The sequence below is a fragment of the Aestuariibius violaceus genome (assembly GCF_040779325.2).
GTDB classification, from domain to species: Bacteria; Pseudomonadota; Alphaproteobacteria; order Rhodobacterales; family Rhodobacteraceae; genus Aestuariibius; species Aestuariibius violaceus.
The window spans coordinates 61656-68748 of the sequence record NZ_JBFONT020000012.1 but is presented as its reverse complement, the minus strand read 5'-3'; the positions used below and the strand labels follow the sequence as shown (position 1 = coordinate 68748).

General features: G+C 57.2%; 6 protein-coding genes. All 6 read right to left on the bottom strand.

Annotated features, from left to right (window positions below):
• Positions 1-562, bottom strand: a 562-nt coding sequence (locus tag AADZ90_RS20665) for an IS110 family transposase (RefSeq protein WP_425474921.1), incomplete at its 3' end; no start/stop codon positions are given.
• Positions 563-842: 280 nt separating this feature from the next.
• A complete protein-coding gene (locus tag AADZ90_RS20660) occupies positions 843-2528 on the bottom strand; it encodes an MFS transporter (protein WP_367312415.1) in 1686 nt (561 codons plus the stop codon).
• Between the two features lie 339 nt (positions 2529-2867).
• Positions 2868-5042: a xanthine dehydrogenase family protein molybdopterin-binding subunit gene (locus tag AADZ90_RS20655; protein WP_367312416.1), complete on the bottom strand. Its 2175-nt coding sequence runs from the start codon at positions 5040-5042 to the stop codon at positions 2868-2870.
• 3 nt (positions 5043-5045) lie between these two features.
• A complete protein-coding gene (locus AADZ90_RS20650) occupies positions 5046-6032 on the bottom strand; it encodes an FAD binding domain-containing protein (protein WP_367312417.1) in 987 nt (328 codons plus the stop codon).
• Entirely contained in the window at positions 6025-6516 is a 492-nt protein-coding gene (locus AADZ90_RS20645; protein ID WP_367312418.1) for a (2Fe-2S)-binding protein, read from the bottom strand. Before AADZ90_RS20645 ends, AADZ90_RS20650 begins: the two co-directional genes overlap by 8 nt.
• Entirely contained in the window at positions 6513-6983 is a 471-nt protein-coding gene (locus tag AADZ90_RS20640; RefSeq protein WP_367312419.1) for a nuclear transport factor 2 family protein, read from the bottom strand. Before AADZ90_RS20640 ends, AADZ90_RS20645 begins: the two co-directional genes overlap by 4 nt.
• Positions 6984-7093: the final 110 nt, after the last annotated feature.

Below are 7093 nucleotides of genomic sequence, written 5' to 3'. Positions count from 1 at the left end.
CATCGAGCAGCGGAAGCATGGCATGGGCCAGAACCTCGTCCATCTCGATCATCGGTCGAACGACGCCATCGAAGCTGCCATGCTTCACCGTCTTGGGCAGACGGATGCCGAAGATCTTCAGCAATCCGCGCACTTCGTTGGCCAGATCAATGGTCTTGCTCAACAAGGCCTTGCGTGTACTTAGCAGAGCCCGAACCCCATGTGCCTCACGGCTCTTCATGTGAACAGGGCTGAACCAACCCGTCCGCAAGATTTGGGCAATGCCGCGTGCATCGTTGCGATCCGTCTTGTTGCGCATCGCGGACAGCGCGGCACTCACCTGGCGCGCCTCCATGCAGACGACGTCGAACCCTTCGGCCTTCAATCCGAAGAACAAATGCTGGCTCAAGGTACCGGACTCGAACCCGATGCGCTCGATCGGAACAGGAAGCGCGGTCAGATACCCCGCGATCTCCTCGATCTCGCACGGCAGGTCACGCTCATGCAGAACCGTTCCCTTGCCATCGACAACACAAATCGCGCAGGATCGCAGCGACACATCCAAGCCAGCATAGTATTCCATTCGAATTCTCCCTTGTTCACAGTTTGCCTGTGATCCTATCGGGAGCTCGACCTCAGTGCAGGGTCAGCCCAATTACGCATGCTATGGGCCGTCCGCGTGGAGCGGCAGCACAGTCGAAGTGTAGATGCTGCGCCGCATCCGAGGTCCGAAAAGCCTAGTAACAAATACTGCGCGATGCACAAATGGCTGTAAGCCCGGCAAAGCTGACATTGGACATGAGTATAATCGCCAAAGGCTAACTTGGTCTCACTTAGCTGAGAGAGGATTAGGATAACTCTCTCTAGGTTAGCGCCTGAATTGTAGCCTGACCGGTAATGAGCTGTTCGGAATCTTTTTCAGCGGTGCGTAATTGCCTGTCGGACCCAAGCCAATGCGTCACTTGTGGTTCAGTATCGGTTTGCAGCGTAGATCTCAGGTCCTGTTCGAGGTTGATAGACTCTTTTGTCTGGCGTTTGCGTTGACGCAGATGGTCATCCCACGTTGCAACAAGATTGGTTTCAACGAAATGACCCGGCTCATTTCCGTGCTCAAAAAGATTCCAGGATAAGGTGCCGCTGGCGCGGCGCGTTCTGGCGATCCGGCACATGAGACGTTTGAAATCTTCGGTTTTCTCCGGCCGAACACGATACTCTACGGTCACAAAGATCGGGCCATCAGATGGAGCGATATCATCCTTCAGTTTGGGCGCGGGCCACGCAGCTGTGACGGCAGTCGCGCTTGGGTCCTTGGCCTTGGGCATGGGCCAGGCGGCCGAATATGCCGATCCGAGCACCAGCACAGCGCACGCTAGTGCAAGCGCAACTGTGACATCGAACCGATCCGCCAGCATGCCCCAGAGAACACTTCCGACAGTCATGCCGAATGCAAAGATCATCAAGAAAAGAGCTGTTGCACGCCCACGCACCCAACCGGGTACGGCAACTTGAACACCTGCCATCATGAGGGCCATGGCTGCCATCCACCCTGTTCCCGCAAGCAACATGGCAGGAACGGCAATGAACGATGCGAAGGCCGTGATGGCGAGCGACGCACCAAGCACGATCCCGGCAAACGTGACGATCTGATTGTCACTCAACATTTTGCGAAGATAAGGCAGTCCTAACCCGGTCAGCACGGAACCCGCACCGATCGCCGCGAGCAGCAGCCCGTAGGTCTCGGGACCAGCGTTTGGATCACGGCGCGCAATAAGCGGCAATAGTGACCAAAGCGCCCCGGCAGGAAGCGAGAAGATGGCGATCCGACCAAGAAGACTGCGGAAATTCGGTGCGTTCCCGGCGTATCGCAGCCCCGCGCGTAGCGCATCGATTGCGCGTTCGCGACCAAGTTGCGCTGTGTCGGGTGCTGTCCAATTCGAACTATTAGGTTCTCTGCGATAAAAAATGAGCACTGCAATGACACCAGCAAAGCTGGCGGCATTGAGCAAAAAAACTGCGCCGGAGCCAAGTGCCGCCACAAGTAAGCCTCCGACCGCGGGACCGACAGCCCGCGCGAGATTGACCGATACGCCGTTGAGAACCAGCGCCTGGGTAAGGTCGTCCTCGCCTACGATGTCCGCAATCATCGCCTGGAAAGCCGGCATTGAGAAAGATGCGCCAGCCGCAAGTGCAAAGGTGAGCGCGAGGAGGGCGGAGGGGGTGACGATGCCGAGGATGGTGGTGATCCCCAGAATTGCCGAAACAACCAGCATCCAAAGCTGCGACAGTAGCAATATGCGCCGACGGTCGTACAGATCCGCAACCACACCTGCAGGGAGCACCAGCAAAACCATCGCTGCCATCGCCGCACCTTGCACCAGCGCAACCAAAGTTGCGCTTGGTGTCAGCTCGGTCATCAACCAGGCACGACCGACATCTTGCATCCATGTTCCGAGGTTTGAGACCGAGGTTGCGATGAACAACGCGGCGAAGAGCCGATTGCGAAGCGGAGAAAACGCATGCGGTTCCATCGCTCTCGATGCAGTGCTCATGGAATATTTGTCCTTGCGGTTTGATCTCGCACCGGCCTTTAAGGCAGGTTAGTTTAGGCGTTCCGGTGAGTGGTCTTTCCCTTGCCACGAAACAGGACTTCTTAGTATCGGGATGAACGCAGAGCGCCGTACTTCAGTTCGAGGATCTCTGTGCGCCGGCGGCGACTGTATGCTTGCACAACCAGTTAGCCCGTTTGATTGGCTTCCAATTTCAGTTCGCCACCCGTTTCCAAATCCATCCAAGCCGTACGGGGGCCGGGCGCGCCAAATATTCTTTGGTCAATGATGGAGTCTGGTGATGTGAACCCGTCCAAGTGTGCGGTCGAACGCGCAGCATCGTCACCGCGCCAATCCTTCCATGATCTTGTCCAACCGGATGGGAAGATCGCGGATACGGACGCCACAGGCATTGTAGACAGCGTTTGCGATCGCGGCAGCTGCGCCAACACATCCCAGTTCACCGATGCCCCGTGCGCCCATCGGGTTGAAGGCGAAATCAGGCTCGTCGATGAAATGGACATCCATCTGATGGACGTCAGCATTGATGGGGACATAGTATTCGCCAAGGCTGGGGTTCAGGATCCGTCCGTCGGACCCAAACTCCGTCTCCTCCATCAGCGCCATGCCGATACCGAACGTCATACCCCCTATCATTTGGCTGCGTGCCGTTTTGGCATTTAGTATCCGTCCGGCATCGAACGCACCCAGCATCCTGGGAATGCGAACAATCCCATAGTCACGATCAACACGTGCTTCGACGAAGATGGCGCCGAATGAGTAGAAGCTTTTGTCGGTCTCCTGCCCACCGGCGAAGCCCAGTGTCACATCGCTCCCGCCGTTGACAGTAAGGTCCTCCTGCCCACTCTCCAAGAACTGATCCATCAGGGGTGCGTTGGAGGGACCAGGACCGCCGGCATATGAAACAAGTGCAGTGCGCAACGCTTCGATTACTGCATCGACAGCGGCCGCAACGCTGGCCGTTGTCATGGATCCTCCAGCTAACGGTCCCTCAGGCAGCGCGGTATCGCCAAGGCGGACATCTACCTGCTCAACACTTATGCCCAGGCCTTGCGCGACCATTTGCGCAATGATCGTATAGGCTCCGGTTCCAATGTCCTGAACACCGGTTTTTATCTCTGCCCGCCCGGTCTTGGTAACCGTAAGCTGTGCTCTGGCAGGCATTCGGTATCCGGGATAGCACGCGGTGGCCATCCCGAAGCCAACGTATTCATGGTTCTCCGGGCGCGCGCGAGGTGTTTTCACGCGGTCCTGCCACCCGAACTTTTCCGCGCCCTCATCGTAGCACCGCAAAAGGTGTTTCGACGACCATTTGCGCCCATTGCGCTGATCGATATCGGTGTGATTGCGCCGTCTGATCTCGATCGGATCGAGGTCAAGCGCTTCGGCCAACTCGTCCATCGCACTTTCGAGCGCAAAAGTGCCAGGGGCCTCGCCAGGTCCGCGCATCGGCGTGGCCGAAGGCAGGTTGAGCGCGCCAATTTCATGCGTCACTTCAAGATTTGGCGAAGAGTATAGCATCGCAGTGGTCAATCCGCAGGGTTCGACATGATCTCCAACCGGCGAATGGTAGGACCGAGTGTGATGTTGCGTCGCTAGCAGCCGACCATCACGATCCGAGGCCAGTGTGATTTTCTGATCGGTCGTGGGGCGGTGCCCACAGGATGTGTACATATCCCGTCGAGACAAGACTAACGACACCGGGGCATCCACGACCCGCGCTGCAGCAGCCGCGACAAGCGTATGCGGCCAGGCAAAGCCTTTGCACCCAAACCCGCCTCCGACGAAGGGATTGACGACCCGCACCTTGTCATCGGGCAGGCCCATTGCGTAAGCGGCGCAGCGCGCACTATTCGAATTGCCTTGCGTTGCATCATGAAGCACCAGCGTTTCGCCGTCCCAATCGGCGATAGTTGCGCTCGTTTCAATGGGATTGTGGCTTTCGGCAGGTGTTGTGAAATGTCGTTCGATGACCCAGGCTGCGTCAGATTTCGCCGCCGTGACATCGCCCCGAACCATCTGCAACTCTTCCCCGGTGTTATATCGTTCGGGCCGCTGCCACGCCACGCGCTCGTCATTCAACGAAAGGCTTGGTGGCGCATCTTTGTACGATACGGTGATGGCTGAAGCTGCGGCTTCCGCGACCTCCCGCGTCTCTGCCAGAACAAGGCCGACGTGCTGGCCAGCGAAATACACCTCGTCACTCAAAAAGGGGGTTAGCGTCTCACCGGGAAAGAAAGTGGCGACATCTCTCGCCTTCATGTCTTGGATCAACGGGCCATCCAGATGGCTCAGAAAGCGAACAAACCCTTGCATGGTCTCGGCCTCCGCCAAATCGAAAGATAAGATATGCCCTGACGCAATACTGCTTTTCAGCAGCACCCCATGCAGTGCGGCTCGGTCCGGTCGTTGATCGGCTGCGTACTTTGCACGGCCTGTGATTTTCAGATGCCCATCAACGCGATTGACCGGACGGCCCAGAGTATCTTCCAGCATGGTTCAGTCCTTTGTCAGCTCTGTGAGAACACGCACGATGGCACGTTGGGCCAGCTCGATCTTGAATGCGTTGCCTTTGCGTGCTTGTGCATCGACGAAGATGGCATGGGCCGCATCTGTCAGGTTGGCTTTGGTTGGTTTGGTGCCACGCAATGCATCTTCTGCCTCGGACGCCCGCCATGGCACCGTACCAACGCCGCCAAGTGCCAGCCGAAGATCGCCAATGCGACCTGCGTCCATCTCAACGGCGGCCGCGACCGATACGAGTGCAAAGGCATAGCTCGTGCGGTCGCGCAGTTTCTTGTAGATGGATCGCCGGGCAAAATTCAGATTGGGAATTTCGACTGCAGTAATCAGTTCCGCAGTCCCGAGATCTGTTTCGATCCAGGGCGTTTGACCGGGTCTACGGTGAAACTCCGCAAAGGGGATCTGACGCTCACCATCTGCCGAGGATACGTGCACCACGGCGCCCAAAGCAGCCAGCGCAACGCACAGATCAGATGGGTGCGCCGCAATGCAGTCATCGCTGACCCCGAGCACCGCGCACATCCGGCTTGTGCCTTCAATCGCATCGCATCCCGTGCCAGGCGCGCGCTTATTGCAGCCTGCATCAAGATCCGCAAAATACGGACACCGGTTCTTTTGCAGCAAGTTGCCACCGATCGTTGCCATATTGCGCAGCTGAGTGGTCGCGCCGGCCAGTATGGCCTCGGATACCATTGGAAAACGCGCACGCACCTCCTTGTGCCATGCCACATCACTGTTGCCTACAAGCGCCCCCAGATGCAGGCTTCCGTCATCGCGTAGGACGATTTCATTGAGCTCTCCCAGCCCGTTGATATCGACCAAGGTTGCAGGCTGCTCTACACCCAATTTCATCAGATCCACGAGGTTTGTGCCGCCCGCAATGAGTTTCGCATCGGGCACCCGAGACAGCGTCGCGAAGACATCCGATGGGGTGGAGGCGCGCAAGATTTCGAACTCACGCATGATCATCCCCCATCGAATGACGGGCGTCCTGCACCGCCGAAACGATATTCGGATAAGCGCCACAGCGGCAAATGTTGCCGCTCATCGCCTCTCTCACTGCATCGTCGTCGCGGTCCCAAGGCTCGTCAATCATTGTGACGGCAGACATAATTTGGCCAGAGGTGCAGTAACCGCATTGGAACCCATCATGTTTGATGAAGGCAGCCTGCACCGGATGCAGTTCGTCTTCGCTGGCGGCGAGGCCTTCTATGGTCGTGATCTCCGCCCCTTGGCACAAGCCAGCAAGCGTAAGACACGACAACGTCCGCCGGCCGTTCACGTGAACTGTGCACGCCCCGCATTGACCATGATTGCAACCCTTCTTGGTTCCAGTCAGATTAAGGTGATCGCGCAGCAGATCAAGCAAGGTGGTCCGCGCATCAATGGTGTGAACCACAGCAACACCGTTTATCCTGCAATTCAGTTCGAGATGGCTTTGGATCATGCACGTTGTCCTTGGCTTGACGTCACGCCTTCGCGGGGCTGTTCCGAACCGGTCGTCCGAGCACGAGGATTGCCCGCCGCAAGCTCGACGAGCGGATCGTAATACTCGATGAACTCTATGATCTTACCGTCGACCACCCGGATCACGTTCACAAAGGTTTGGTCATAGGGCCTGTCGTCATTGGTGACGGATGTGTTGCGCCATTGGATCAGCGCCCATTCTGGGTCCTCGAGCGCGGCGTAATTCATCTCCAGCACTTTCATCGATTGGCGTGTTTGCCACCCACCAATCAAAGCCTGTTCGACGATCTTCTCTCGTCCCGCAATTTCGCTTGGCGCGTTCTCTGCCGCGTATGGGTAGGTAAATACGCAATCTTCGGCCAATATCTCGCGATGGCCGTCGAAGTTTTGATCTTCGGTGAACTTGAGAAATTGCTCAATGACCGTCCGCGTTCGGTCCCTGCACATCGCATGTCCTTTCGTTTGTAGATCTTTGGGCGTGGCTCATAAGAGGCCTGCTTGAGCGCCTAGTGTCCAAAACCTATGTGTCATCAGGACGATCTCTTGAAGGAAACATC